General features: G+C 59.4%; 22 protein-coding genes and 1 pseudogene. 18 read left to right on the top strand and 5 right to left on the bottom strand.

Annotation, left to right across the window (positions count from 1 at the left end; all coding sequences use genetic code 11):
• Positions 1-20: 20 nt before the first annotated feature.
• From ACSQ36_RS31430 to ACSQ36_RS31415, 4 genes are all read left to right on the top strand, one after another.
• Complete coding sequence (locus ACSQ36_RS31430; RefSeq protein ID WP_436185053.1) at positions 21-1,406, top strand: MFS transporter; 1,386 nt, start codon at positions 21-23, stop codon at positions 1,404-1,406.
• Positions 1,406-2,215: an N-acyl homoserine lactonase family protein gene (locus tag ACSQ36_RS31425; RefSeq protein ID WP_436185052.1), complete on the top strand. Its 810-nt coding sequence runs from the start codon at positions 1,406-1,408 to the stop codon at positions 2,213-2,215. The genes ACSQ36_RS31430 and ACSQ36_RS31425 overlap by 1 nt, the downstream gene beginning before the upstream one ends.
• 125 nt (positions 2,216-2,340) lie before the next feature.
• Positions 2,341-3,711: an acyclic terpene utilization AtuA family protein gene (locus ACSQ36_RS31420; RefSeq protein WP_436185051.1), complete on the top strand. Its 1,371-nt coding sequence runs from the start codon at positions 2,341-2,343 to the stop codon at positions 3,709-3,711.
• Between the two features lie 5 nt (positions 3,712-3,716).
• A complete protein-coding gene (locus ACSQ36_RS31415) occupies positions 3,717-4,097 on the top strand; it encodes a DUF4387 domain-containing protein (RefSeq protein ID WP_436185050.1) in 381 nt (126 codons plus the stop codon).
• 24 nt (positions 4,098-4,121) lie between these two features.
• Here ACSQ36_RS31415 and ACSQ36_RS31410 read toward each other — a convergent pair whose 3' ends face one another.
• Entirely contained in the window at positions 4,122-4,838 is a 717-nt protein-coding gene (locus tag ACSQ36_RS31410; RefSeq protein WP_436185049.1) for a GntR family transcriptional regulator, read from the bottom strand.
• Between the two features lie 786 nt (positions 4,839-5,624).
• On the opposite strand from ACSQ36_RS31410, the gene ACSQ36_RS31405 reads away from it, so the two are divergent.
• Both ACSQ36_RS31405 and ACSQ36_RS31400 read left to right on the top strand, forming a co-directional pair.
• Complete coding sequence (locus tag ACSQ36_RS31405) at positions 5,625-6,395, top strand: ABC transporter substrate-binding protein (protein ID WP_436186425.1); 771 nt, start codon at positions 5,625-5,627, stop codon at positions 6,393-6,395.
• Between the two features lie 339 nt (positions 6,396-6,734).
• On the top strand, positions 6,735-7,904 hold the full coding sequence (locus tag ACSQ36_RS31400) for a porin (RefSeq protein ID WP_436185048.1): 1,170 nt from the start codon (positions 6,735-6,737) through the stop codon (positions 7,902-7,904).
• Between the two features lie 41 nt (positions 7,905-7,945).
• On the opposite strand, the gene ACSQ36_RS31395 is transcribed toward ACSQ36_RS31400, so the two are convergent.
• On the bottom strand, positions 7,946-8,887 hold the full coding sequence (locus ACSQ36_RS31395) for a LysR substrate-binding domain-containing protein (protein WP_436185047.1): 942 nt from the start codon (positions 8,885-8,887) through the stop codon (positions 7,946-7,948).
• Positions 8,888-9,551: 664 nt separating this feature from the next.
• Here ACSQ36_RS31395 and ACSQ36_RS31390 point away from each other — a divergent pair.
• From ACSQ36_RS31390 to ACSQ36_RS31370, 5 genes are all read left to right on the top strand, one after another.
• A complete protein-coding gene (locus ACSQ36_RS31390; protein WP_436185046.1) occupies positions 9,552-10,667 on the top strand; it encodes a DUF2817 domain-containing protein in 1,116 nt (371 codons plus the stop codon).
• A 106-nt stretch (positions 10,668-10,773) separates the two neighbouring features.
• Positions 10,774-11,463, top strand: a complete 690-nt coding sequence (locus tag ACSQ36_RS31385) for an ABC transporter permease (protein WP_436185045.1) — start codon at positions 10,774-10,776, stop codon at positions 11,461-11,463.
• Positions 11,460-12,173: an ABC transporter permease gene (locus ACSQ36_RS31380; protein WP_436185044.1), complete on the top strand. Its 714-nt coding sequence runs from the start codon at positions 11,460-11,462 to the stop codon at positions 12,171-12,173. Before ACSQ36_RS31385 ends, ACSQ36_RS31380 begins: the two co-directional genes overlap by 4 nt.
• Positions 12,174-12,359: 186 nt before the next feature.
• Positions 12,360-13,346, top strand: coding sequence for an ornithine cyclodeaminase family protein (locus ACSQ36_RS31375; RefSeq protein WP_436185043.1), 987 nt, complete (start codon positions 12,360-12,362; stop codon positions 13,344-13,346).
• Positions 13,347-13,379: 33 nt separating this feature from the next.
• Positions 13,380-14,327, top strand: a complete 948-nt coding sequence (locus ACSQ36_RS31370; protein WP_436185042.1) for a threonine ammonia-lyase — start codon at positions 13,380-13,382, stop codon at positions 14,325-14,327.
• 269 nt (positions 14,328-14,596) lie between these two features.
• On the opposite strand, the gene ACSQ36_RS31365 is transcribed toward ACSQ36_RS31370, so the two are convergent.
• Positions 14,597-15,007 carry a DUF934 domain-containing protein gene (locus ACSQ36_RS31365; protein ID WP_436185041.1) on the bottom strand — a complete coding sequence of 137 codons (411 nt, stop codon included), beginning with the start codon at positions 15,005-15,007 and terminating at the stop codon, positions 14,597-14,599.
• A complete protein-coding gene (locus tag ACSQ36_RS31360; RefSeq protein WP_436185040.1) occupies positions 15,004-16,806 on the bottom strand; it encodes a nitrite/sulfite reductase in 1,803 nt (600 codons plus the stop codon). The genes ACSQ36_RS31365 and ACSQ36_RS31360 overlap by 4 nt, the downstream gene beginning before the upstream one ends.
• A 356-nt stretch (positions 16,807-17,162) precedes the next feature.
• Here ACSQ36_RS31360 and ACSQ36_RS31355 point away from each other — a divergent pair, with 356 nt between their 5' ends.
• Positions 17,163-17,351, top strand: a complete 189-nt coding sequence (locus ACSQ36_RS31355; protein WP_213763638.1) for a DUF2970 domain-containing protein — start codon at positions 17,163-17,165, stop codon at positions 17,349-17,351.
• 51 nt (positions 17,352-17,402) lie between these two features.
• Here ACSQ36_RS31355 and ACSQ36_RS31350 read toward each other — a convergent pair whose 3' ends face one another.
• Positions 17,403-18,830: a PLP-dependent aminotransferase family protein gene (locus ACSQ36_RS31350; protein WP_436185039.1), complete on the bottom strand. Its 1,428-nt coding sequence runs from the start codon at positions 18,828-18,830 to the stop codon at positions 17,403-17,405.
• 219 nt (positions 18,831-19,049) lie between these two features.
• On the opposite strand from ACSQ36_RS31350, the gene ACSQ36_RS31345 reads away from it, so the two are divergent.
• The 6 genes and pseudogenes from ACSQ36_RS31345 (at position 19,050) to ACSQ36_RS31320 (ending at position 25,198) form a co-directional block, all read left to right on the top strand.
• The gene (locus tag ACSQ36_RS31345; protein WP_436185038.1) at positions 19,050-20,291 is read left to right on the top strand and encodes a PLP-dependent aminotransferase family protein; all 1,242 of its coding nucleotides are present in this window, start codon (positions 19,050-19,052) and stop codon (positions 20,289-20,291) included.
• Positions 20,292-20,376: 85 nt separating this feature from the next.
• A pseudogene (locus ACSQ36_RS31340) lies at positions 20,377-20,619 on the top strand (hypothetical protein); the annotation flags it as partial.
• A gap of 92 nt (positions 20,620-20,711) precedes the next feature.
• Entirely contained in the window at positions 20,712-22,307 is a 1,596-nt protein-coding gene (ctaD, locus tag ACSQ36_RS31335) for a cytochrome c oxidase subunit I (protein WP_436185037.1), read from the top strand.
• Positions 22,308-22,568: 261 nt separating this feature from the next.
• Positions 22,569-23,444, top strand: a complete 876-nt coding sequence (yghU, locus tag ACSQ36_RS31330; RefSeq protein ID WP_436185036.1) for a glutathione-dependent disulfide-bond oxidoreductase — start codon at positions 22,569-22,571, stop codon at positions 23,442-23,444.
• Between the two features lie 198 nt (positions 23,445-23,642).
• Positions 23,643-24,521, top strand: a complete 879-nt coding sequence (locus tag ACSQ36_RS31325; RefSeq protein WP_436185035.1) for an NADPH-dependent oxidoreductase — start codon at positions 23,643-23,645, stop codon at positions 24,519-24,521.
• 389 nt (positions 24,522-24,910) lie between these two features.
• Positions 24,911-25,198: a DUF1330 domain-containing protein gene (locus ACSQ36_RS31320; protein ID WP_436185034.1), complete on the top strand. Its 288-nt coding sequence runs from the start codon at positions 24,911-24,913 to the stop codon at positions 25,196-25,198.
• Positions 25,199-25,330 lie beyond the last annotated feature (132 nt).

Here is a 25,330-nt window from a genome sequence, read left to right as displayed (position 1 = left end):
TAACGATACAGGAGACAACCATGTCGGCTCGCGCAGCAAACGTGGCACAACGGCTCGATTCGCTGGAGATCGGCCCGTTTCACTGGCGCCTTCTCGGGCTCATCGGCGGGGGCATGTTTTTCGATGCCTTCGACAACTTCCTCTCGGGCAGCGTGCTCGGCGCGCTGGTGCACCAGGGGCTGTCCGACATCCACATGAACGCCCTTTTCATATCGATGGGGTTCGCCGGGCTCACGCTCGGCGCGTGGTGGGCCGGCATCGCGGGCGACCGGTTCGGCCGCCGCTTCTCGTATCAGTTCAACCTGCTGGTGTTCGGCGTGACGTCGCTCGCGGCGTCGCTCGCGCCCTCGATGACCTGGCTGATCGTGCTGCGCTTCATCATGGGCATCGGGCTGGGCGCGGAGATCGTGGTGGGCTACAGCACCTTGAGCGAGTTCATGCCGGCGCACGCGCGCGGACGCTTCTCGTCGCTGCTGAACCTGATTACCAATTCTTCGGTACTGGTGTCCGCCGCGGCCAGCTACCTGATCATTCCGCATTTCGGCTGGCGCTGGATGTTCGCGATTCCCGGCATCGGCGCGCTCGTGATCTGGTACCTGCGCAAGTCGATGCCCGAATCGCCGCGCTGGCTGGCCGCGGTCGGCCGCGACGCCGAGGCGCAGGAAATCATGCAGCGCATAGAAGGTGAGAGCGTGCGGCTCGCCAACCCGCCACCCGTCGTGCACCACAGCGAGGAGCCGGGGCGACTGCGCGACCTGTTCGCCCCCCGGCAACTGGCCCGCACCGTGGTGGGCATCGCGGTGATCTGCATCTCGTTCACGGCGATGTACGCGTTCATCGCCTGGGCGCCGACCTTCCTCGTGAAGCAGGGCTTTGGTATTTCCAACTCGCTGCTGATCACGGCGGCCATGTTCGCCGGGGGCCCGGCGGGCTCGCTCATCAGCATGGCGATTGCCGACCGGATCGGCCGCAAGTGGGGCCTCGTGATCTTCTCGCTGGCGGGCGCAGTGATCGGCATGGCGTATCCGTTCGTGAAGACCCCGGTGACGATCGCGCTGGTGGGTTTCGGCGTGACCACCTGCATCTACGTGACATCGGCGCTTGGCGTGGCCTGCTATGTGACGGAGCTGTTCCCGACCCGGCTGCGCCTGCGCGGCGTGGGCCTGTGCAACGCCGCGGGACGCTTCGTCAACGTCGGCGTGCCGTATGCGGTGGCGGCGGTATATGCCTTCGCGGGCCTGCTCGGGGTTGTCTCGTTCATCGGCGTGCTGTTCCTGGTGCTGGTCGCCGTGTTGCTCGCGCTTGGCGTGGAGACGAGGCAGCGCACGCTCGAGGAAGTGCAGGCGCCAGTCGAGCCCGCCGATGACATGGCGGCGCAAACCAAACTTCATATAGGAGGCATGTAATGAAAGACGGGCTACAAACATATGAACTCTTCGCCATCAAGTATGCGCGGCGCGACGGCTGGCGGGCCGACAACTTCATCGGCGGCGATGACGACCACAGCAGCGCGATGCCGCTCGACTACTACATCTGGGCGGCGCGCAACAGCGAGCGCTCGGTGGTCATCGACTCCGGCTTCAACGCCGAAGTGGCCGCCCGGCGAGGCCGCAAGATATTACGTTGTCCGATCGATTCCCTGAGGTTGGTCGATATCGATCCGGACGCCGTGACGGACGCGGTGATCACGCACCTGCATTACGACCATGTGGGCAATTTCACCTTGCTGCCCTCGGCGCGCTTCCATATCCAGGAACCGGAGATGCACTTCGCGGCCGGGCGCCACATGAAACACGCGCATTTCGCCCATCACTACGAGCCTGACGATGTCGCGGCCATGGTGAAAATGAATTTCGCGCAGCGCGTGGAGATGCACAACGGACCGGCCACGCTTGCGCCGGGCATCGAACTGATTCCGGTGGGCGGCCATACGCCGGGCCTTCAGATCGTGCGGGTTCATACGGCGCGGGGATGGGTGGTGCTGGCGTCCGACGCCTCGCATTTCTACGACAACATCGAGAAGGGCAAGCCGTTTTCGAATGTGTATCACGTCGAGGAAATGCTGGAGGCTTATGGCACGGTCTACGCCGCCGCCAGTTCACGGCAGCATGTGATCCCGGGGCACGACCCGCTCGTGCTCGACCGCTATCCGGCTCCCACGCCCGAACTGCAGGGGATCGTGGCGCGTCTCGACGTGGCGCCGTCGAACGGCTGAAAGGTTGGCTTCCGGATGACCGTGGCACGGCGGCTTGACATCGCGCCCACGGCCGTCATCCTTCATGTACGGTTGTACGTACAAGCTATTTGAAAAGCATTGACCTCAACGAAGAGAGACATCAGATGATTGTCGGAGATGAAAGCGAATTGCGCATCATGGCCGTGGCGGGAAACCTGGGCTACGGCTTCCCGGAGAGTTCGTTGAAGGTGGGGCTTGCACGCAAGCCGCACCTGATCGGCGCCGACAACGGCTCGTCGGACCCGGGCCCTTATTACCTGGGCAGCGGCAAGTCCCTGATCAAGGACGAGCAATTGCGCCGCGACCTGGGGTTGTCGCTCGCGGCCGCGCGCTCGGCCGGCGTGCCGTATGTGATCGGCACGGCAGGGACCGCGGGCGGACAGCCGCACCTGGAAGGCTTCCTCGATATCCTCGACGAAGTCTCTCGCCGCGACGGCCATCGTTACCGGCTGGCGACCATTCCGGCGGAGATCGACAAGGCCGTGATCAAACGCGCCATTCGCGAGGGCCGGGTCAAGTCGATGGGCGTCTTGCCGGAACTGACGGAGCAAACGGTCGATGAAGCCGTGCGTATTGTCGGGCAGATGGGCACGGACCCGTTCGTCGCGAGTCTTGAGGCGGGGGCGGATGTCATCGTGGCCGGGCGTGCCTGCGATACCGCTATCTACGCGAGCCTCGCGGCATTCAGGGGCTTCGACATGGGTCTAGCTTTCCACATGGCGAAGCTGCTCGAGTGCGGAGCTCAATGCGCGGTGCCGCTTGCGGCCAACGATTGTCTGCTCGGCACGCTGCGGCGCGATCACTTCGAACTTGAGCCGATGAACCCGGAGCGCGGCGTGACGCCGGTGTCGGTGGCGGCGCACATGATGTACGAGCAGCCGGACCCGCATCACTTCTTCGAGCCCGAGGGCATGGTCGATCTCGAACACACCACGATCGACCCGATCGATGCGCGCCGCGTGAAGGTGCGCGGCAGCAAGCTGGTGGACATGCCACCGAGCATCAAGCTGGAAGGCGTCAGGTTGCGCGGCTACCGCACCATCACCGTGGCGGGCATGACGGACCCGCGCCTGCTCGCGAGCCTCGACGAAGTGGAAGCCCGCGTGCGCGACGACGTGGCGCGCCTTGTCGCGCATGACATGAAGCCCGGCGAGTACGAACTGAACTTCATCTACTACGGCCGCAACGGCGTGCGCGTGCAGCAGCGCGTGCCGCGACTCGCTCATGAAGTGGGGATGGTCATCGAGGCTATCGCGCCGACGCAGGAGCTGGCGAGCATGGCGCTCTCGCTTGCGCGCAGTTCGTTCCTGCACGGCTATTTCAAGGGCCGCAAGGCCACCGCCGGCAACCTGGCGTTTCCGTTCTCGCCGTCGGACCTCATCGGCGGTCCCGTGTATGAATTCACGATCTACCACGTCATGCAGGTCGACGACGCGGCCTCGCTGTTTCCCATTACCACCACCCAGATCGGATGAGCGCCATGGATTTTGCCCAAGCCTTCGACCCCGCCCGCGGCGACAGGATCTACGATCTCGCCGAAGTGATGCGCAGCAAGAATGCCGGACCGCTGTACTTAACCTTCGACCTGATCTTTCCTGATTCACGCGTCTATCGTCGGGTGCTCGACAGCGGCGTGCTGACGGCCGAACTGGTGAGCGCGCTTTACGACGTGGGGGAGACGTTCGTGAGCATCGTCTCGTTCGACGCCGCCAACGCCATCAAGATCACGATTCCACGCACGGGGCCAACCTCGGGCGCGCCGGGCGACCGCGACGTGTACGGCGCGCAGCAGCACGAACCGCTGATCGGCATTCGCATTCCGCAATCGGCTGAATCCAATGGGACGACCACGCAACGTTGATCGGAAAGACGGATGCGTTTGCGGTTAAGGCTGCTGTCCGGAATCTCGCCCGATACGCACCTTGGTCGTGTGCACGAGTCGATCCGACGGATAGATGCCCACGCTGACCTGCGTCAGCCGGTGTTGCTGGTCGACGAAGCGGCGCGTGATCTGCAGGCCGTGCGACCCGGCCGGCGTGTTCAGCCGTTCGCAGATGTCCTGGGGAAGCAGGACTGAGGCAATGTCCTGTTCCATTTCAACCAACCGTATCCCATAGGTCTTTTCGATCAGGGAGAAGTGAGGATGCCGGCTGCTCTCTATCTCCGAGACGATCGAGGCGAATTCAGGGCGCAAGTAGACCCACAGGTGACCGATGGGATCGGCGCCGCTCGCAGCGTAGCGCAGCAGTGACAATTCGAGCCATGCCTGTCCAGGCGGGCAGTGCAGCGACTGCGCGGCCATTTCGTCGGCAATGAAATGGCGCTGGCCGATAAGGCGCGTGCGGGTTGCTTTGGAGAACTGCACCAGGTCGTCCATGGTCGCTCCCGTGTGCACGAAGCGAAACGTGGTGCGCTGCGCGCGCACCGTGGTTCCAATGCCTTGCTGCGTGCTCGTGAAGCCCTGTTCGTTGAGGTGGCGCAATGCCTGCCGCACGGTTTGGCGGCTGACGGCAAACATCTGCTGCAGGGTGGCCTCGCTCGGGAGCGTGTCGCCGATCGAGTAGCGCCCCGACTGGATATCGGTTATGAGGGCAATCGCCACGGCCGAATATCTCAAGCCCTGGCGCCCTGTGAAAGCGGGCGCCTCAGCAGGAGACGTTTGGATTGATTTTCGCATCGGCGATCCTTCAACGGGCTGATAGAAGTTCTTTCCGGCGATATTGGACACAAAGCGTCACCCAGTAATGATGGAGTATTCCATCTTGCATCTCGATCCTGGTCCACTGAACCGGATGAATCGCACCGGACGCGGACACGACGTTTGGGATTCGCATAGTTCCATTTCGACGGAGCGGCTTGCTTGTTGCACCGGCGAATCTAGCACATAAATTTTCGTCGAGGTCTGCGCTGCCGAGCACGCGCGCCACAGCTGAATTCATGGTCTGCTTCGGCTATCACATGCAATAAGAATGTCCAGGCGAGAAAATTCTAGATGATATGGATAACTTATTTTTTCAACGAATAAAACAGCTCGGCGAAAGTCTGCCCGCTCCGCCTGTCTTTCAATTGCCCCTTCTAGACGCTGTCCAATCACTGACAAATTTTACGCTTTGTAAATATAAGTAGTGCTAGGCATAGTGATCTCGTTGGCGCTGCGCTTTTGCCGTACAAAGCGGTCCGAGGGAGCCTCACGCCATCAGGCAGATTGTTTTAGAAAATCTTAACTACCGCTCAGAATAGATCCCCTATTCATTCTTTTTTTGAATTCCTAAGCTAGCGCTGTATCAATGAGCCAGCACCCGGCCGGATTTCGGTCGATATTCCTGGCGCGGTAGTGATTGGCTCAATTGATAAATATGACTACTGGCTCGATCAAGAGGATGCAAAAATGAAAAGGGTATTTGCTGGTCTGGTGATCTGGATGACCGCATTTTGTGCGCACGCCAATAATGCCGGTGAGCTTCGATTTGGCGTGGATCCAACTTACCCCCCATTCGAATCAAAGGCGTCGTCGGGGCAACTGGCAGGTTTCGATATCGATTTAGGCAACGAAATATGCCAGCGTCTTAATGTCAAATGTATCTGGATCGAAACGGCGTTCGACGGAATCATCCCCGCGTTACAGGGACGCAAATTCGATGCAATACTTTCTGCCATGTCGATCACGCCGAAGCGCGAAGAACAGATTGCGTTCTCGACATCGGTATACAGCACGCCGAGCGGCCTGATAGGCAAACAAGGAAGCACCATCCGCCCCACTATCCAGTCGCTGAAGGGAAAGAGTATTGGCGTCAACCAGGGCGGGACACAGGAAGCCTATGCAAAGGCGTATTGGGCGCCTGCAGGCGTAAATGTTGTCTCCTATGCCGATCAGCAGGAGGTTTATGTCGATCTTCGGTCCGGGCGTATCGACGCGACATTGACCGATATGATTTCCGGCAGCCAGTTTTTGAAGACGCCACAGGGCAAGGAACTCGCGTTCCTGGGCGATCCGATTACCGATCCGAAGACGCTCGGCAACGGTGTTGGTATCGGGCTGCGTAAAGATGAACCCGCGCTACGCGAAAAAATCAATCAGGCAATTGCCGGAATAATCAAGGATGGAACATATCAGAAAATCGAGCGCCGATATTTTGATTTCGATATTTTGAATCATTGAAATGGGACATGCCGGTAATTTTTAGTATCGCGATTTTAATCTGGAAATAATTCTGGATTGATTTGTACCCAGACCGTTCCGGCGCCCCTGCGCTGCTTCGGGCGTCCTTCCGTGGGCCAGGCCGATCGACCAACGGCCAAACATTCAACGCTTTACCGCGACGGGCCTCATTTTGTCCGTCACCTGTCGAAAGAATATCGCCCGGATGCAACTGATGGCTTCTGACGTCGGTTAGTCGAGACGCCGAGCGCGTTTGCATGTCCGCCATTTTGCCTGTCGTTGAACTGACCTTGTTAATCAGATCTTGTTAATCGGATGACTTTCCAATCGGAGATGAAAGTGAAGAAATCGTTATTGGCTATGTGCGCGGTGAGCGCAATTACCAGTGCTGCTCATGCGCAAAGCAGCGTCACGCTGTACGGTTTGATCGACGAAGGGCTTGATTATACGAGCAATGCAGGAGGGCATAGCCTCTACGCATTATCCAGTGGAGACGAAGTCGGTTCGCGCTGGGGCTTGAAGGGAACAGAGGATCTGGGTGGTGGTGTGCGCGCGATTTTCGACCTTGAATCGGGTTTCAACGTAGACAACGGAAAGTTTGGGCAAGAGGGACAAGCATTTGGCCGCCAAGCCTTTGTCGGACTGTCTAGTTCGAAACTGGGGGAGTTGACGTTCGGGCGGCAATATGACTCGCTCGTCGACTTTCTGAGTCCGCTCACTGTCAACGGCAGCTGGGGCAGCACGCTATTCGCCCATCCCTATGATAACGACAACACGAACAATACGTTCCGTCTCAACAACGCGATCAAGTACACGAGCCTCGACTATCGTGGTTTCTCGTTTGGGGGCGCTTATGCATTCAGCAACTCCACCGGCTTCGCCATGAACCGTGCCGAAAGTATTGGCGCACATTACACCAACGGTCCGTTGAGCGTCGCTGCTGCATACCTGAATGTCGACAACCCTAACGACGGAACTAACGGAGCCGTAGCGATTGGCCCCAACGGCAATCCAGACGGTAGCTGGACTGCCAACCGCCAACGAATTTATGGTGTAGGCATCAACTATACGATTGCGCCAGTAACATTGGGATTTGTATTCACGAACACCGATTTGTCGCAACCAACCGCGACGCAGTACGCGACACTTTCGCCAAGTCCAACGATCGGTGCGGCGTCGTCGATCAAATTCAATAACTTCGAGTTCAATGCCAAGTATCAGTTGACGCCCTCGCTATTTGTCGGCGGCATGTATACCTACACGCAGGCCACCTACGACGGTACATCGGGTAATAGCGCGAAAGCGAAATATCATCAGGCCGGCTTGATGGCCGACCTCAATATCTCGAAGCGCACGGATGTGTATATTCAGGGCGCCTATCTCAAGTTGATTAGCGGTTCGAATCTGGCCGGCACCGGACTGGACGTTGCCGCTAATCCCGACACGGCGTCGCCTTCATCGGGCGACAAGCAGTTCGTTGCCAGAGTCGGCATGCGTCACAGCTTCTGATTGATTGGCAAGCGGGCCTGGCTGAGCGCTGCGTTCGCCGTCTAGTCCGGCGTGCGCAGCATGCAGTCGTTGATCTGCTGCTGCTCCTTGCTATGGGTCAGAATCCACCGATGAAAGCTGCGGCAATGCTGTCTGTCGAAGGTGTTCGACTTCCAGGTCAGGAAGTAAGGCCAAGGTAGCGACAATCCGGTCGGCAGCGGTACGACCAGGCGGCCGCCGGCAAGGTCATCGCGGATTAGCGAATATTGCGCAAGCACAAAACCCTGGCCATCAATAGCCGCTTGGATCGCAACGCTCGCTAGTGTGAAGACTCGCCTTTTGTCATCGAGTTCTCCGCTATCAACATGATTGGCGTCAAACCAGTCTCGCCACATTGGCGGCGAGACAAACTTCGGGCCCCAGTCCACTGAAATCAGCGGGTACTCGAGAATATCGGCCGGCTTCCTGATTGGATCCCGGCCTTCCAGCAGTTGCGGACTGCATGCGGGCACCACGCTGTCGCGGAACAATTCGACAGCGTTGTCCATACTGGCGACCCGATCACCGTAACTGATGCGGAAATCAAATTCATGTCCCTCCGGCACAGGTTCTGAATGCGAGCCGTCGAGATAAACGCTCAGTTCGGGGTGCTTCGCTTGCCATTCCAGCACGCGCTTTGAAAGCCATTTCGACAACATGGACGGCAGCGCACTGATGCTCAGGTTGAGCATGTTCCTCGATCGTTCGACCTGCGCATGCGCGGCGCGTAGACCTTCGAACGCGGCCGAGCAGCTTTCATGGAACTGGCGCCCCGCTGGGGTAAGACGTAGCCGCTTGCCTTCTTTCTGCATCAAATGCAAGCCAAGCGCGTCCTCAAGCAACTTCATCTGCTGGCTGACTGCGCCTGCCGAGATGCCAAGCCGCTTCGCCGCTTCCACTACTCCACCGCTCCTGCCGACTATTTCGAAGATTTGCAGCGCGCGCAATGGCGGAAGCGTACTCATTCTTTTACCTCTTCTACAAAATGACGAACAACATACACCACAGTTAGTTTAGATAGTCTAAACGAACGAACAGGACTCGACATCTATTATTTTCCCAGCAATTTCATTATGCTTTTTTAAAGGAAAACATTGCATGTACTGCTGTTAAATAAGCCAAAAACAAAGAAGGAGCAAGTCATTGTTCTTGATGAATGCTCCAGCTGACCTCTTTTTTTGCTGGCAGCGTATGTGATGCCGCACGGCTTGCAGGTAGCTATTTTCGATCATCCGGTTGGGCTTTTCCGCATGGCAAGAGATAAGGCTACATAGGTCTACGCATGCGGCTCGCAAAGACACAATGTCGATCGATCGCTGGCTCTGTCAAGAAGGGAGCCGGAAGGTTGCCGGCGAGCATTTGGCGGTCTTGGCGAACGCGCCTCGGCCCAAGTATTCGGCGCTGACGAACGCTGCATGCGCCAAGCGATTCCGCGTGAGTCGCTCAAACAGGTGCGATGGATCGCCCTGTAGCATCGCCGCCCGACTTCTGGGCGCCAACCGGGTTTGCCACACGAATGACGACTCCCTGAGCTGCTTGCCGGCCGGTATGGCCGCAAGCGCAACGGACACGGGACGTAAGGAGTCGATCCACGGTATTGAAGGTTATTTATCTCGACAAGAGGAGCACATGAGGCACGGATTTCCTGTTCAAGCGCGTTTCGAAGCGCAGCGAATGCAGTTTCTGGAAGCGGCGAACGCAGCGGGTGCGACGCTGACTTCGTATGTCCATCCCCTCAAGGGGCCGGCTGACGAGACATTGGCGACGGATGTCGCGTGGCTGGGTGCGCCAACCGCGCGCCGTGTCTTGGTGACGATTTCGGGCACCCACGGGGTCGAGGGGTATTACGGCTCTGTCTGCCAGACAGAGTGGCTGCATGAGCTAGCGACGCGCGAGCTTCCGGAAGACGTCGCCGTGCTGATGATTCACTTGATCAACCCGTGGGGCACGGCCTGGGTGAGGCGTGTCAACGAGGACAACATCGACCTGAATCGCAATTACCTGGACTTCGACAACCCGTTGCCCCGTAATTCGCGCTACGAAACGATCCATGAAGTCTATACGTGCCGGGACTTCGACGGCCCGGGGCGGCGCCGTAGCGACGAATTGCTCGCCGCTCATCTGCAGTCACTCGGATGGGCCGAGTATCAGGCGATCGCCGGCGCGGGCCAGTACGCGCACGCCGACGGCCTCTACTACGGTGGTCAGAGACCCGCGTGGTCGAACCGGACGCTGCGTGAAATCGTGGAACGCTTTCTGCGGCCAGCCGAAGCGGCCATCGCATTCGACCTGCATACCGGCGCAGGCGCATTCGGCCATCCGATGCTACTGGCGATCGCGAGGTCGCGCTATCCGGCGCTGGCTGACGCGGAGGCGCTGTACGGCCCGTGGCTATACGAAGTGTTCACCGATCCCGACGCGGCTACGAACCAGACCGGCGTGGTCGCGCGTGCGGTCGGCTATACGTCTCAAGCGTTACTCGAAGCGCTTCCAGATACGCGCCTGATGCAGCTCGTGATCGAATGCGGCACGTATCCCGAGGAGCGCGTGCATACGGCGTTGCGCAACGATCACTGGCTGCATCTGTATGGCGATCCTCGCGACCCGCTCGGCAAACAGATCAGCCGCTCACTGTTCGAGGCGTTCGTGCCGGCGGACCCGGATTGGGGCGCCGTTGCGTGGCAACGAACCCGCAATACGTGGGAGCGCGCGCTCGCTGCATTGAGCGAGAAATCCGGCGCGTGATGACGGATGGTGTGAATCGATGCAGTCGAGGGCGGCGCGAGCCGAGGTTCAGTTTGCGATGCGCGAATCGGGCGCACGCAACAACAAACAATGAAGGAAGACGGTCATGCTGTTCGAAGGTTATGGTTCGCAGCTACTCGCCGGAACGTACGAAACGCTTGCGCTCGCGTTGCTGGCGCTGGCAGTTTCGTTCGCTCTCGGATTGCTGGGGGCAGCAGCGAAGCTATCGCGCAACCGCGCTTGTAACGTCGCCGGCATGACCTACACGACGCTGATTCGCGCTGTTCCCGACCTTGTGCTCATGCTGCTGCTTTTCTACAGCATTCAGATACAGCTGAACCGGATGACGGACGCGCTGGGGATCGAATCGATCAGTGTCGATCCGTTCGTTTCGGGTGTCATGACCTTGGGCTTCATCTACGGCGCGTACTTTACCGAAACGTTTCGCGGCGCATTCATGTCGGTTCCTCGTGGGCAGATCGAAGCGGGGTATGCGTGCGGCATGTCGCCGTGGCAGGTATTCAGCCGCGTGATGTTTCCCCAGATGATTCGCTTCGCACTGCCAGGTATTGGCAACAACTGGCAAGTGATAGTGAAGGCCACCGCGCTAGTCTCCATCATCGGACTGGTCGACGTTGTAAAGGTTTCGCAGGACGCCGCGAAGAATACCCTGGACTTTTTCTTCTTCGCGGTGACAGCGGGTGCGATCTATCTCGCGATTACGACCGTATCGAACATCGTCCTTGTGTGGCTGGAAAAACACTATTCGGCGGGCGTGAGGAGAGTGGCGCCGTGATTGAACTGGTACACGAGTATTGGAAAAATTATCTGTACACCGATGGTTACCGGCTCACGGGATTCGTGGTCACGCTCTGGCTGCTCGTCGCATCGATCTTTCTGAGCTTTTGCCTTGCGGTGCCGCTCGCGGTCGCCAGCACGTCGCGCAACAAGTTCGTTTCGATGCCTGTCCGGCTTTACACCTATGTGTTCCGGGGCACGCCGCTCTATGTGCAATTGCTGCTGTGCTATACCGGACTCTACAGCCTGCAGGCCGTGCGTTCGCACGTGTTGTTCAACGCATTCTTCCGCGATGCGATGAACTGTACGCTGTTGGCCTTCATGCTCAACGAATGCGCCTATACCACGGCCATTTTTGCCGGCGCGATCAAGGCCACTGCACATGGAGAAGTGGAGGCAGCCAAAGCCTTCGGCATGTCGCGCTTCACGCTCTATTCGCGCATCGTGCTGCCATCCGCGCTACGGCGCGCGTTGCCAGCCTACGGCAATGAAGTGATCCTGATGCTGCACGCCACCACGCTCGCCTTCACCGCGACGATACCGGACATCCTGAAAGTGGCGCGCGATGTTAATTCCGCAACCTATGAACCTTTCCAGGCGTTTGGCATTGCTGCGCTGCTCTACGCGGTCATTGCGTTCGCGCTCGTATGGGCGTTCCGGAGACTTGAAAGCCGCTTGCTGTATTTCCTCAAGCCGCAGGGTCGTTGATCGATGATTCCGATGCCCTCGATCCCCGAGCGTTGAAGCATTTGACAGGACGCACGCTGGAATTTTTCCGGTATGCGGCGGACCGATTCAAGCAGGGACGATTAAGCACGGCATCGTCCTCGGGTTCGAAAGCTCGTCTTGTCTCCCAATAAGCGGTCTTGTTTTCTTGAGAGAAGGAATATCGAAATGGAGTTGTGTGTGATCGGCCGGGCACTTGTCCGAGAACTGCTGCCGATGTCCGCTTGTATCGCCCTCATGGAGGAGGCGATGCGCGCGACGTCGGCGGGCCAGACGATTCAGCCCCCGCGCTGGATCGTTGCGCTGCCCGGTGACCGGGGGCGCTGCCTTGGCTTCATGCCGGGAGCCGTATCGGACCCGGACTGCTTCGGGGCGAAAGTGACTGCTGTCTATCCCGAGAACGGAGCGCGTGGAATGCAGTCGCATCAGGGCGCGATTTTGCTGTTCGACACCGAGAGCGGCGCGCCGGTCGCGATCGTGCACGGGGGCGAAGTGACCGCGATCCGTACCGCGGCGGCGAGTGGACTTGCCACCCGTCTCCTGGCCCGGCCGGATGCGGACGATCTTGCAATCCTCGGCTACGGAGAGCAGGCGCTGCAGCATCTGCGGGCGATGTCGATCGTCAGGCCGCTCAGACGGGTACGCGTCTGGGGTCGCTCGCGTGAACGGGCCGAGATGTTCGTGCGTGAGGCAATGCAATTCGTCGATGCATCGTTCGAAGTCGTTTCCACGGTCAAGGCCGCAGTAGACGGCGCCAGTCTGATCTGCACCGTGACGGCCGCGCTCGAGCCCATTCTCGAAGGGCGGTGGATCACGCCGGGCGCGCATCTGAACGTGGTCGGCTCCAGTGTCGCTGCGGCTCGGGAAATCGATAGCGACGCGGTCGCGATGTCGCGTTTTTTCGTCGACTACAAGCCTTCCACGATTCTGCAAGGCGGGGAATTTCTGGCGGCGCAAGAGGACGGCCGCGTCACGCACGAGCACATCGCCGGCGAGATTGGCGAGGTTCTGCTGGGCCGAAAATCAGGCAGGCTTGCGGATCACGAGATCACCCTCTACAAGTCGCTCGGCATCCCGGTTCAGGACCTGGTCTGCGCGCGGCATTTGTATCTGGAAGCGGGGAGACGAAATCTCGGCGTCCGTATGGAATTTTGATGCAACTTGACCTTAACCAAGGAGAACCATTTCATGCTTTCGATTGACGAGATTATGAAGGCAAGGACGGCCATTGCCCCGTACATACACCAGACGCCGCTATGGCGTTCCCAGGCCCTTTCCCGGCTAGCGGGACGCGACATCTACCTCAAGGCCGAACTCTTCCAGAAGACCGGATCGTACAAGCCGCGCGGCATGCTGTGGGCGCTCATGTCGCTGTCGGACGAGCAGCGCGCCGCGGGTGTCATTACGTTTTCCGCCGGCAACGCGGCGCAAGGGTTGGCTTATGCCGGGTCGATCCTCGGCATCCGGACGGTTGTCGTGATGGCCGCGATGGCGAATCCGACCAAGGTGCATGCAACCAGGGAATACGGAGCAGAGGTTATCCTGCACGGCACCCCGCAGGAAGCTGCCCAGCATTGTCTTGACGTCGCCGCTGCGCGCGGGTTGAGCTATATCTCGTCTTATGATGACGACGTGCTGATGACCGGGCACGCGTCCCTCGGCTGCGAGATTTTCGAAGCTGTTCCAGATGTTGCCGGGATCTTCGTTGGCATTGGTGGCGGGGGGATGGCGGGCGGTCTCGCGAAGGCGGCGCTGGCGCTTGAGCACAATGCGGCCCTCGTTGGTGTCGAACCCACGGGCGCGCCGGCGATGTACGAAAGCCTGAAGACTGACAGCGCGGTCCGACTGCCGACGGTGCGCACGATAGCCGATGGCCTCGCGGCTCCGAGTGCCGGCGTAGCCTGTTTCGAGCTGGTGCGCCGGCGCTTTACTGACGTCGTGCTAGTGGAGGACGATCAGATCATCGATGCGATGAAGTTACTGATGCAACGCTGCAAGCTAATGCCGGAACCGGCGGGCGCCGCCGCGGTTGCCGGGTTGCTCGCACATGCCGGCAAGGTAACGCTGCCCGGGCCGATCGTATGCATTGTCTCCGGCGGCAATGTCGATTTGGCGCTCCTCAAGCAATGGCTCTAACACCCTCCGGCAATTCGATGCCGGCTCTTGCCGTGGCCAGAATGCTCAGACATCTCGACTTCCAGGGAAAGACAAGAACTGCCATGACTGACAGGACGGAAGACAGCCGCACAGCGAGACGTGATGCGGGCGAGCATTGCGTGATTGGCTCATGAGAGCCAATCCAATACGAAGATTGCGCAGGAACCGGGCGTGTCCGTGCAAACGGTCGGCCCGCGCGCATCACGCAGGAAACGCGACTGCAGTTTGATCGCGCCGCCTCGCTTGCTTTAGTTTTCCTGAGCATTACGACGAAGCGCCGTCGTTTCATTCAAGACATCACTTTGGTAGAACGCAGGGAACCGCTCGAATTGACGCTGGGCGTCGGCGGGATCCACGCCTTCTTTCAATACCGCGCTGGAGAACCCCGTGCGTTCCATCTGAATGAGCTGGTCGATCAGGACATCACCGGTCGCTCTCACATCACCTTTGAAACCGAGCCGGCGGCGAAGCAGATACGCCTGGCTATAAGCACGCCCGTCGGTGAAGTGAGGGAAGTGCAGTTCGATACGACCAACCCCGTCAAGCTGGTCCTTCAACGTCAGGGGATCTTCGTCATTGGCGAGCAATACAACCCGTTGGCCTGAGTCCAGCGAATGCTCTAGCGTTGTAAGAAGCCCGATGTGCGCGGTATCCGTCATGCGACTCGCTCCCCGCTCGTGCGCACATTGTTTGCGGCCGCCTTGAAGGGATCGAGTCCAACGCGCCTTACCGTCTCGATGAAGTGCTCTTGCCTTATGCCGGCGCTTTGCCTGATGGCCAGGTAGGTCGTCAGGACCGACTCGATGACTTCGGGCACTTCCGGCGCTGAAAAAGACGGCCCGATCACTTTGCCCGGTTGCGCGGCACCGCTCGTGGCTGAGCCGTCCGATCCGCCGAGCGTGACCTGATACCATTCCTTGCCGTCCTTATCGACGCCGAGAATGCCGATATGGCCGCTATGATGATGACCGCACGAGTTGATGCAGCCACTGATATGAAGATCGATTGGGCCGATGTCATTGAGTTCGTCGAGATCCTGATAACGCTCGGTGATTGCTTCGGCGACCGGGATTGAGCGTGCGTTCGCCAAGGCGCAAAAGTCGCCCCCGGGACAGGCGATCATGTCGGTGAGCAGATGCACATTCGCGCTTGCCAGTCCCGCGTTGCGTGCTGCTTCCCAAAGCGCGAACAGGTCGTCGACATGGACCCACGGGAGCACGAGGTTCTGCGTATGCGTGACCCGCGCTTCGCCTGCGGAAAAGCGATCGCAGAGTCCCGCTACCAGTTCGAGCTGATCGGCCGAGGCGTCGCCTGGCGCCTGAAGGAGCCGCTTGAACGAGAGCGTGACGATGCGCATCGACGGGTCTTTATGCAGGGCGACGTTACGCTGCAGCCAGCGTTCAAACAGCGGGTGCTGCGCGGCTTTTTCCTTTAGCGTATCAATGACGTCCCCGGATGTGGCATGCCCACGTTCCACGAACTGCTCCGGCAGTGTCGGTGGGAGAAAGGACGCGCTTACGCGGTCTAATTCGCTTTGCGGGATGGTATGCGGACCGCCATCGTGTTCCACGATCTGGCGAAATTCCTCCTCCACATCATCGATATAACGCTGGCCCTCGGCCTTCACCAGAATCTTGATGCGTGCCTTGTATTTGTTGTCGCGGCGGCCATACCGGTTGTAGACGCGCACGACCGCCTCGATGTAATTCATGATCTGGTTCCACGGCAGGAACTCACGCAGCACGGTTCCAATGACAGGCGTGCGGCCCATCCCGCCTCCGACAGAAATACGAAAGCCCAATTCCCCTGCATCGTTGCGGAGTAAATGGAGGCCTACGTCGTGCCAGTCCGTGGCAGCACGGTCTTCGATCGCGCCGGTAATGGCGATCTTGAACTTGCGCGGCAGGAATGCGAATTCAGGGTGCAGCGTCGTCCATTGGCGCATGATTTCCGCAAAGGGCCGGGGATCGGCGACCTCATCGGGTGCAACGCCTGCCCGTTCATCGCAAGAGATATTGCGGATGCAATTGCCGCTGGTCTGGATGCCGTGCATGTCCACGCTTGCCAGGAGGTCCATCACGTCGGCCGCCTTTGACAGCGGGATCCAGTTGAACTGGACATTCGTGCGCGTGGTGAAATGAGCGTAGTGGGTGGGCAGACGAACGGTGCCGAGCTTTCGTTGCGCCTCTGATGCGAGCCGATATACCTCCGCTTCGGGTTCATCGTACTCACGGGCTACCCGGGCGAGCACGCGAAGCTGGACGCTTGATAATTCGCCGTACGGCACGGCCACGCGCAACATCGGCGCATGGCGCTGCACATACCAACCGTTCTGCAGGCGCAGGGGACGGAAATCATCTTCACTCAGCTTGCCGGTCTGCCACCGCTCGATCTGGTCGCGGAATTGCGCAGCTCGACCGCGCACGAAGGTTCTGTCGAATTCGGTGTATTGGTACATTGTCAGGACGATCTTGCGACCCTGTCGATTGAAGCCGATGGGGCCGCGTTGTTGTTTTCAGTGCTTTTAAATGGCAGCGCGCGAGGAGCAACAGGGGTGCTCATGAGCCGGCCTTTACGTAAATCGCCCGGACCCAGGGCCGTGCCTCAAGGTAAGGGAGTCACGCGCCCGGTACAAGAAGCAGATGGCGCCGGATACAGGGCAGCAGATCGCGTCGGGAATGAATTTCAAAGATCGGCTTAATTTGACTGCTGCCGTAAAACTTCGCCCAACTGCTGCTGTTTCACGCGCCTCGACCCCTCTATGATGGAATCAATGAAAATGTTTTGCCGTTGATCAACCGCGGGAGGTGAGTCATGACTTTTCTGAGAATGCTGAGAATCGTACTGTGGAGTTTTTTTGGCGTCCGCAAAGGCGCGTCGCATCAAGCCGATATAGCGGCGATAAAACTGCCATTGCTACCGGTGGTCGCAATCGGATTGGCTGGGGGTTTTGGTGCGATTCTGTTCTGTCTCGCACGGCTTGCGACAGCCGTGGCGCACTGAGTTTTTTTGACCACAACAGACCACTTCTGGTTTCCGCCGGCTAGAGCAGCCTCACAATTTGGCACGCACCGACGGCCGCGCAAGTAACTCGCCCAGTACGCGAATAGCGTCGTCGATCCTGGGACTCCACGGATGACCAAAGTTAAGCCGCACATAATGCTCGAATGCGTGCGTGGCAGAAAAGATCGGGCCCGGGGCAAGGCTGATGCCTTGTTCGATTGCAAGGCGATGCAGCTCCATTGCGTCGATCGCTTCGGGAAGTTCGAGCCAGAGAAAATATCCGCCGCTCGGATGCGTGCGGCGTACCCCGTGGGGTAGCCAGCGCCGGATAGCGTTATCCATTTCACCGAGTTGCTGGCTCAATGCTGCGCGCAATTTTCGAAGGTGCTTGTCGTAGCCCCCATGCTGAAGATAGTCGGCCATACCGGCCTGTACCGGAATGCTGGCCGACAGCGTCGTCATCAATTTCAGCCGCTGCACTTTGTCGGTGAATCGTCCTGCCGATGTCCACCCGATTCTGTACCCCGGCGCGAGCGTCTTCGAAAACGAACTGCAGTGCATCACGAGTCCGTGTTTATCGAACGCCAATGCCGGCAACGGATACTCGGGCTGAAAGTGCAACTCGCCGTAGACGTCGTCTTCGATCAACGGTACTTCGTGCTGCGCGAGCAATTCGACGAGGGCCTTTTTCTTCTCAAGCGAGAGCGTCACCCCGGTCGGGTTTTGAAAGTTCGTCATGAACCAGCACGCGCGGATTGGATGTTTCTTCAAGGCGTCGGCGAGTGCGTCGAGATCGAGGCCGGTCACCGGATCGACCGGGATTTCGACGGCCCGCAAGTCCAGCCGTTCAATAGCCTGAAGTGCGGCGTAGAAACCGGGAGACTCGACGGCGACCACGTCGCCAGGCCGGGTGACCGCCATCAGGCACAGGTTCAATGCCTCCAGCGCACCGTTGGTAATGACGATCTCCTCGATGGGCTGCGATATACCCATGCCCATGTAACGCATGGCGATCTGGCGGCGCAGGTGTTCATTGCCCGGTGGCAAATCGACCACGGTGCTCCACGGGCTGAGCAGCCGCGAGGCTTGTGCGAGCGACTTCGCAAGACGCGGTAGCGGGAAAAGAAGAGGGGAAGGGAAGGCGGAACCCAGCGGCACGATGCCCGGCGTTTTTGCCGCGTCCAGCACGGAAAACACCAGGTCACTGATGTCGACCTTGCGCGATTCGGCAAGGGCCGCCGTACGAGGCGTTCGTGCGGCGGTGACACTCGCGCCGGGGGCCACGTAATAACCGGAGCGTTCCTGCGCGCGCACCAGGCCCCATTCTTCAAGCAGGTAGTACGCACGAAACACCGTGGATTGACTCACGCCGTGTTGCGCGATGATCTGGCGCAGCGAGGGCATGCGCGAGCCGACCGCGATGCTGCCCGAGCGAATTTCAGCCGCCATTGCGTTGGCCAGTATTTCGTATCTGTTCATCGGCTCTCAATGTCCCTGCGTTTGTTCCTGCGCTTGTTCCTACGTTTGTCCCTGCACCACCCAACTGCTTCGTTAAAAAATCGTCATCTGCTGCTATGGCAATGCCTGCCATTTTCTTATGCTTCGTATCAGAAGGAAAGCGTCGTCGCGTGATGCCATTGTGGCTGATTGTCCGCGGTCCCAATCATTTTGTACGCGGTTCTTGGAAGCTAGCTCGAATTGACTATCGAAACTTCATCGTATGCGAGTGCGACCCGTCGCGTTCGACCATCGGCTATTCGCGAGTTGTTTTCGCTGTTGTCCAGACCCGATGTCATTTCGCTCGCCGGCGGTTTCCCAAGCCCGGCTGCACTCGATCTGAACGGGCTGCGCGGCGCCACCGAGCGTGCACTCATCTCATCGCTTGCGACTGCGTTTCAGTATGGCAAAAGCGAAGGTCATGAGCCGCTCAGGGAATTGATCGCCCAGCGGGCGAAGACGAAGGGCATGAAGCTCGACGCATCGGATCTTCTCATTACGACGGGGTCTCAACAGGCGATCGATCTGATTACACGCGTGCTGGTTGATCCCGGCGACCGGGTAGTGGTCGAGGCACCGACCTATCTCGGTGCGCTGCAAACCTTCCAGTTTCAAGGCGCTGACGTGCTGCCCGTGCTGACCGATCACGAAGGGGTGAGGGTGGACGAATTGGAAGCGATGCTCGTGCGGCATCGGCCGAAGTTGCTGTATCTGATTCCGAACTTTGCCAATCCGACGGGCTACGTGATGTCTTTACGGCGCCGCAAGCAAGTGCTGGCGCTGGCGAAGACTCACCGTTTTTTCATTGTCGAAGACGATGCATACGGGGAGCTCTATTTCCACGAACCACCTCCGCCGTCGCTATTTGCGTTGGCCAATGAAGAAGAGCGCCAGTGGGTGATTCATCTGGCGAGCTTTTCGAAAATACTTGCGCCCGGGCTTCGGCTCGCATGGCTCTCAGCGCCAGCGGAACTCTTGCGCCATGTGGTCGTCGCGAAGCAACTGGGCGACACCCACGCCTCGACTCTGTCGCAACTTGTTGCCTTCCACTACCTGAATGCGGGGTCGCTCGAGCCTTCGCTCAGCCGCATGCGGCGCTTCTATGAAAATCAGGCCCGCGCGATGCAGCGCGCGATCAAGGCGGAACTGAGCGGTACGCCATTCAACGCGATGCATCCCGAGGGCGGCATGTTCTATTGGGCCGATCTTCCGTTCGTGGACACAACGGCGATGCTGCGCAACGCGATCGATGAGCACGGCGTGGCTTACGTGCCCGGCGCACCGTTTTACGCCGGGCATCCCGAGCGCACGCGTTTGCGGTTGTCGTTTGCCAGTGCATCGGTCGAGCAGATTGGCGAGGGTATCCGGCGTCTCGCACGCTGTATCCGGTGGGAGCGCGTCGAGGCATCGAATCAGATGACGCGGGCGGAGCAATTGCCATGACAGACTCGTCATTGTTGCGGGGATCAATCGTGGCGTTGCTCACGCCGATGACCGCCGATGAGAAAATCGATTTCCCGCACTCGAACGGCTCATCGATCTGCATGTGGACGCGGGCACGAGCGCGATCGTGGTTGCGTCGACAACAGGGGAAGGGCCAACGCTCACGTTCAAAGCCGACACGAATCCTCTCCCGGCGAAGTGGCTCGCGCACCGGATCGGATGGATGAATGCGACGTTGCGCTTGTCCCTTGTCATTCCCCTGGAACTCTCTCGCCGTCTTTCCGGCAGCGATACGCTCGCCGCTTGTGCAGCGTTGCTTGGTCACTAGCGCCAACATTCAAATCAACACGAATAGTCGGGTTCAGCGTCTATTTTCAAAGCACTCCCGATTGTTTCGCCAACTCTGGATCATGAATAAAAATGAGTGATATGACCTCCGATATCGTTGTTGAACACCACGACGCTCACGATATTCCCGTCGGTTGGCGTCGATGGTTATTCGCGACCAATCACAAGGACATTGGCACGCTATATCTCCTGCTCTCGATCATCAACCTGATGATCGGCGGCGTGATGGCGCTGATGATTCGCGCGGAATTATTCGAGCCCGGCCTCCAGATCATGCGGCCGGAGTTCTTCAACCAGTTGTCGACCGAGCATGGGCTCATCATGATCTTCGGGGCGGTCATGCCCGCTTTCGTCGGTCTTGCCAACTGGATGATTCCGCTGCAGATCGGGGCATCCGACATGGCGTTTGCCCGGATGAACAATTTGAGCTTCTGGCTTCTGCCTGTGTCCAGCGTGTTGTTGATCGGCTCGTTCTGGGTACCCGGCGGCGCACCAGCCGCAGGATGGACCATGTATGCGCCGCTTTCCACGCAGATGGGACCCGGGATGGACCTGTCCATCTTCGCAATTCATCTGGCCGGCGCGTCCTCGATCATGGGTGCGATCAATATCATCGTAACGATCCTCAACATGCGCGCGCCCGGCATGACCTTGATGAAGATGCCGATGTTCGCGTGGACATGGCTCATTACCGCATTTTTGCTGATCGCAATCATGCCCGTGCTGGCTGGCGCGGTGACCATGCTGCTGTTTGACCGGCACTTCGGCACGTCGTTTTTCAACGCGGCGGGCGGCGGCGATCCGGTCCTGTACCAGCACATTTTCTGGTTCTTCGGTCACCCCGAGGTCTACGTCATGATCCTGCCGGGTTTCGGGATGGTGTCTCAAGTGATTCCGGCGTTCTCCCGCAAGCCGTTGTTCGGCTATGCCTCGATGGTGTATGCCACATCATCCATCGGCATTCTCTCCTTCATGGTCTGGGCGCATCACATGTTCGTGACCGGCATGCCCGTGACCGGCCAACTGTTCTTCATGTACGCAACCATGACCATCGCCGTGCCGACGGGCGTGAAGGTGTTCAACTGGATCGCAACGATGTGGCGCGGTTCGCTCACCTTCGAAACGCCCATGCTCTTTGCGATGGGGTTTATCTTTGTGTTTGTCGTAGGGGGACTGACCGGCGTGACGCTCGCCATGGCGCCGTTGAATGTGGCCTTGCATGGCACCTACTACATCATTGCGCACTTTCACTATGTGATGGTGGCGGGTTCGCTCTTTAGTATCTTTGCCGGCTGGTACTACTGGGTGCCGAAATGGACCGGCTACATGTATAACGAACTGCGCGGGAAGATTCATTTCTGGGGATCGATGATCTTCTTCAACGTCACGTTCTTTCCGATGCATTTTCTGGGACTGGCCGGCATGCCGCGACGCTATGCCGACTACCCCGCGCAGTTCACGGACTTCAACCAGATCGCGACGATCGGTGCGTTCGGTTTCGGTCTTTTGCAGGTCTACTTCCTGTTCTGGGTAGCGTTGCCTACCTACCGAGGGACCGGGCAGGTACGGGCCGACGCGAAGCCGTGGGACGGTGCCGAAGGTCTGGAGTGGACATTGCCTAGCCCCGTGCCGTTTCATTCTTTTGAAACACCTCCTCACGTTGAATAACGCTGGTAAAAGGCGCATGGGCGGAAAGGAGGTTTTGTCGCAGTAAGGACCCAAGCGCCAACGAGATCGATATGTCTGGCACTAGTTATGCTGCCGATGAGCAGAATCGGCCAGTGGTTGGCCGATGGGTTCCGGGAGCGCAATTCATCGGTCCTTTGGCGATCGTATGTCCCTGGCGGCAGGGCGTGGCGGGCACATTTCCCGTCAATTTGTTAATCTCGCATCGAGATACCTATCCCCATGACGCTAGGAGCATTGAGCATGAGCAATTCGTCCGATTACGTGCCGCCGAAGGTTTGGACCTGGAACAAGGATAGCGGCGGCCGCTTCGCGAACATCAACCGCCCGATCGCGGGGCCGACGCACGACAAGGACCTGCCCGTTGGCCGCCATCCTCTCCAGCTCTACTCGCTGGCAACACCGAACGGCGTGAAGGTCACGGTGATGCTTGAGGAACTGTTGGCACTCGGGCACAGCGGCGCGGAGTACGACGCCTGGTTGATCAAGATCGGCGAGGGTGAACAGTTCGGTAGCGGCTTCGTGGCGGTGAATCCGAATTCCAAGATTCCCGCGCTGCTGGATCGCAGCGGCCCGAAGCCGATCCGGGTCTTCGAGTCCGGCGCGATTCTGCTATACCTTGCCGAAAAATTCGGGGCTTTTCTGCCGACCGAGGCCGGCGCGCGCGCCGAGTGCCTGTCATGGCTGTTCTGGCAGATGGGAAGCGCACCCTATCTGGGTGGAGGCTTCGGCCATTTCTATGCCTACGCCCCGACGAAGATCGAATATGCGATCGACCGGTTCGCGATGGAAACGAAGCGTCAGCTCGACGTGCTCGACAAGCAGCTCGCGGTCAACGAATACCTGGCGGGCAGTGAGTACACCATCGCCGACATGGCCGTCTGGCCCTGGTATGGTGGCTTGGCAAAGGGCTGGCTCTACGGGGCGGCCGAATTTCTGGCGGTGCAGGACTACAAGCATGTTCAGCGCTGGGCCGATGCGATCGGGGAACGCCCGGCCGCGCGGCGTGGACGGATGGTTAACCGCGTATTTGGGGAGCTTTCAAGTCAATTGCATGAGCGCCATGACGCCGCCGACTTCGAAACCAACACGCAGGACAAGCTGACCGCGCAGAAATAGCCGCCCCTTGTGGTGGCATTGGGTTGTCCCGTCGGGCTGACGAGCGCCAAGGGCTGTTAGCAGCGGTTCCCGCAAGCGCGAGCCTGATTCATAAGAGGGCAGACCTGCGCGCTGCGTCTGCTGCGGTGGCGCGATGGTGATATCGTCGCCTGCTGTGATTGTTCCCACCACCGAACTTTTGACGAGAAAAGGCTGAACATGAGTGAGCCGATTACTGAGCCCATTACGACGAGCGATGACGTACCGGACGCCGGAACTCTGCATGCGCTGCTACGCGACCGCTACGGCGCTTCGTGGTTGCCGACGCCCAATACGACGGATACGCCCGTTAGCGATGTGATCGAAACCTTGCTGAGCCACCGGTCGGTGCGTGCCTATTCGGACCAGCCACTGCCGGCCGATGTTCTTCAGACGGTCCTGGCTGCGGCACAGTCCGCGGCCAGTTCGTCGAACCTGCAGGCGTGGAGCGTGGTGGCCGTGCGCGACGCCGCCCGCAAGCAGCGCCTTTCCGTTTGCGCGGGCAATCAGAAGCACGTGGCGGCGGCGCCCCTGCTGCTGGTCTTTATCGCGGACCTGTCGCGTCTGCGCCGTATCTCCGATGCTGGCGGGACGAATGCTGGTGGTCTCGACTATCTCGAAGCTTTCCTTGTCGCGGTGGCCGATGCGGCTTTCGCGGCGCAAAATGCGGTCGTGGCGCTCGAATCGCTGGGCCTGGGCTGCTGCTATATCGGGGGCATGCGCAACAAGCCGGAGGACGTTGCAGCGGAATTGGGGTTGCCGCCCGAAGCGTTTGCGGTGTTCGGGCTGACCATCGGCTATCCGGACCCCGCGGTCAAGACGGACATCAAGCCGCGCTTGCCTCAGCGCGTGATCATGCATCTGGAGCGCTATCAGCAGGAATCCGTTGAAGCGCTGGCGGACTATGATGCATCGATGAACGCGTTCCAGCGCCTGCAGCAGTTGCCTGAACTGGACTGGACCGCGCAGGCCTCAAGCCGCATGCGGGGTCCAGAGGCGCTATCCGGGCGTGATCGGCTCGTGAGCGCCTTGCGGACGCTCGGGTTCGGACTGAAATAGAGTGGGAAAACCCAGGAAACGGACAGTACGCGTCAGCAGCGTGAGCAGTTCCGAATTCCGTGATCGGTGACATTGCTGATACCGGCAGAGCGGTTCGATCGCTTCAGCCGGTGACTCATAATCCGGGCGCCTCCGCAGCGGCGAGGTTATGGTCGGCCTTCGCATTTCGCTTCGATACCGGGATGGTTCGGACACTTTCCCGGGCGGTACATCGCCCTGCAAAAACCTGATTTTACGGGTACCATCGCCCCGCAAATGCCCGCGTACGAGGATCGGGTGGTTCTCCGTTCACGTGATGACCCGACACCTGCGCGGACAGCGTACCGGATGCGCCTGCGGTTTCGTGGCATCATCGTGCGCACCTTCTCACCGCTGCAGGAGCGCACGCCATGGCGACTTATATTGTCTTCACACGAGAAAGCACGCAGGATCAGGGCGAACTCGACATCTATCAAAGCAAGGTCGGGGAGACCTTCAAAGGTCACCCGATCAAGGTTCTTGCCGCCTACGGACCTCAGCAGGTGCTCGAGGGTGACGCGCCGGAGGGCGTCGTGATCGTGGAATTTCCGTCCACGGCCGCCGCCCGGGCGTGGTATGACAGTCCGGCTTATCAGGACGTCGCGCAGCATCGCTTCAAGGGGGCGCGCTATCGCGCTGTTCTCGTCGAAGGCGTATGACGAAACCCGGCGACGATTGAGCCCGTCTTTGCGCCGCATGCTCCAGGCTAGTGTGCCGTGAAGATTTGTGATGAACGATCGAAGGGCAAGCACGCAAAAAGGCAGCTTTGCGAACGGTCAGGGCGTGCCGTA

It is taken from the genome of Caballeronia sp. LjRoot34, from assembly GCF_964253815.1.
GTDB lineage: Bacteria > Pseudomonadota > Gammaproteobacteria > Burkholderiales > Burkholderiaceae > Caballeronia.
This window is presented reverse-complemented; position numbering and strand designations above follow the sequence as displayed.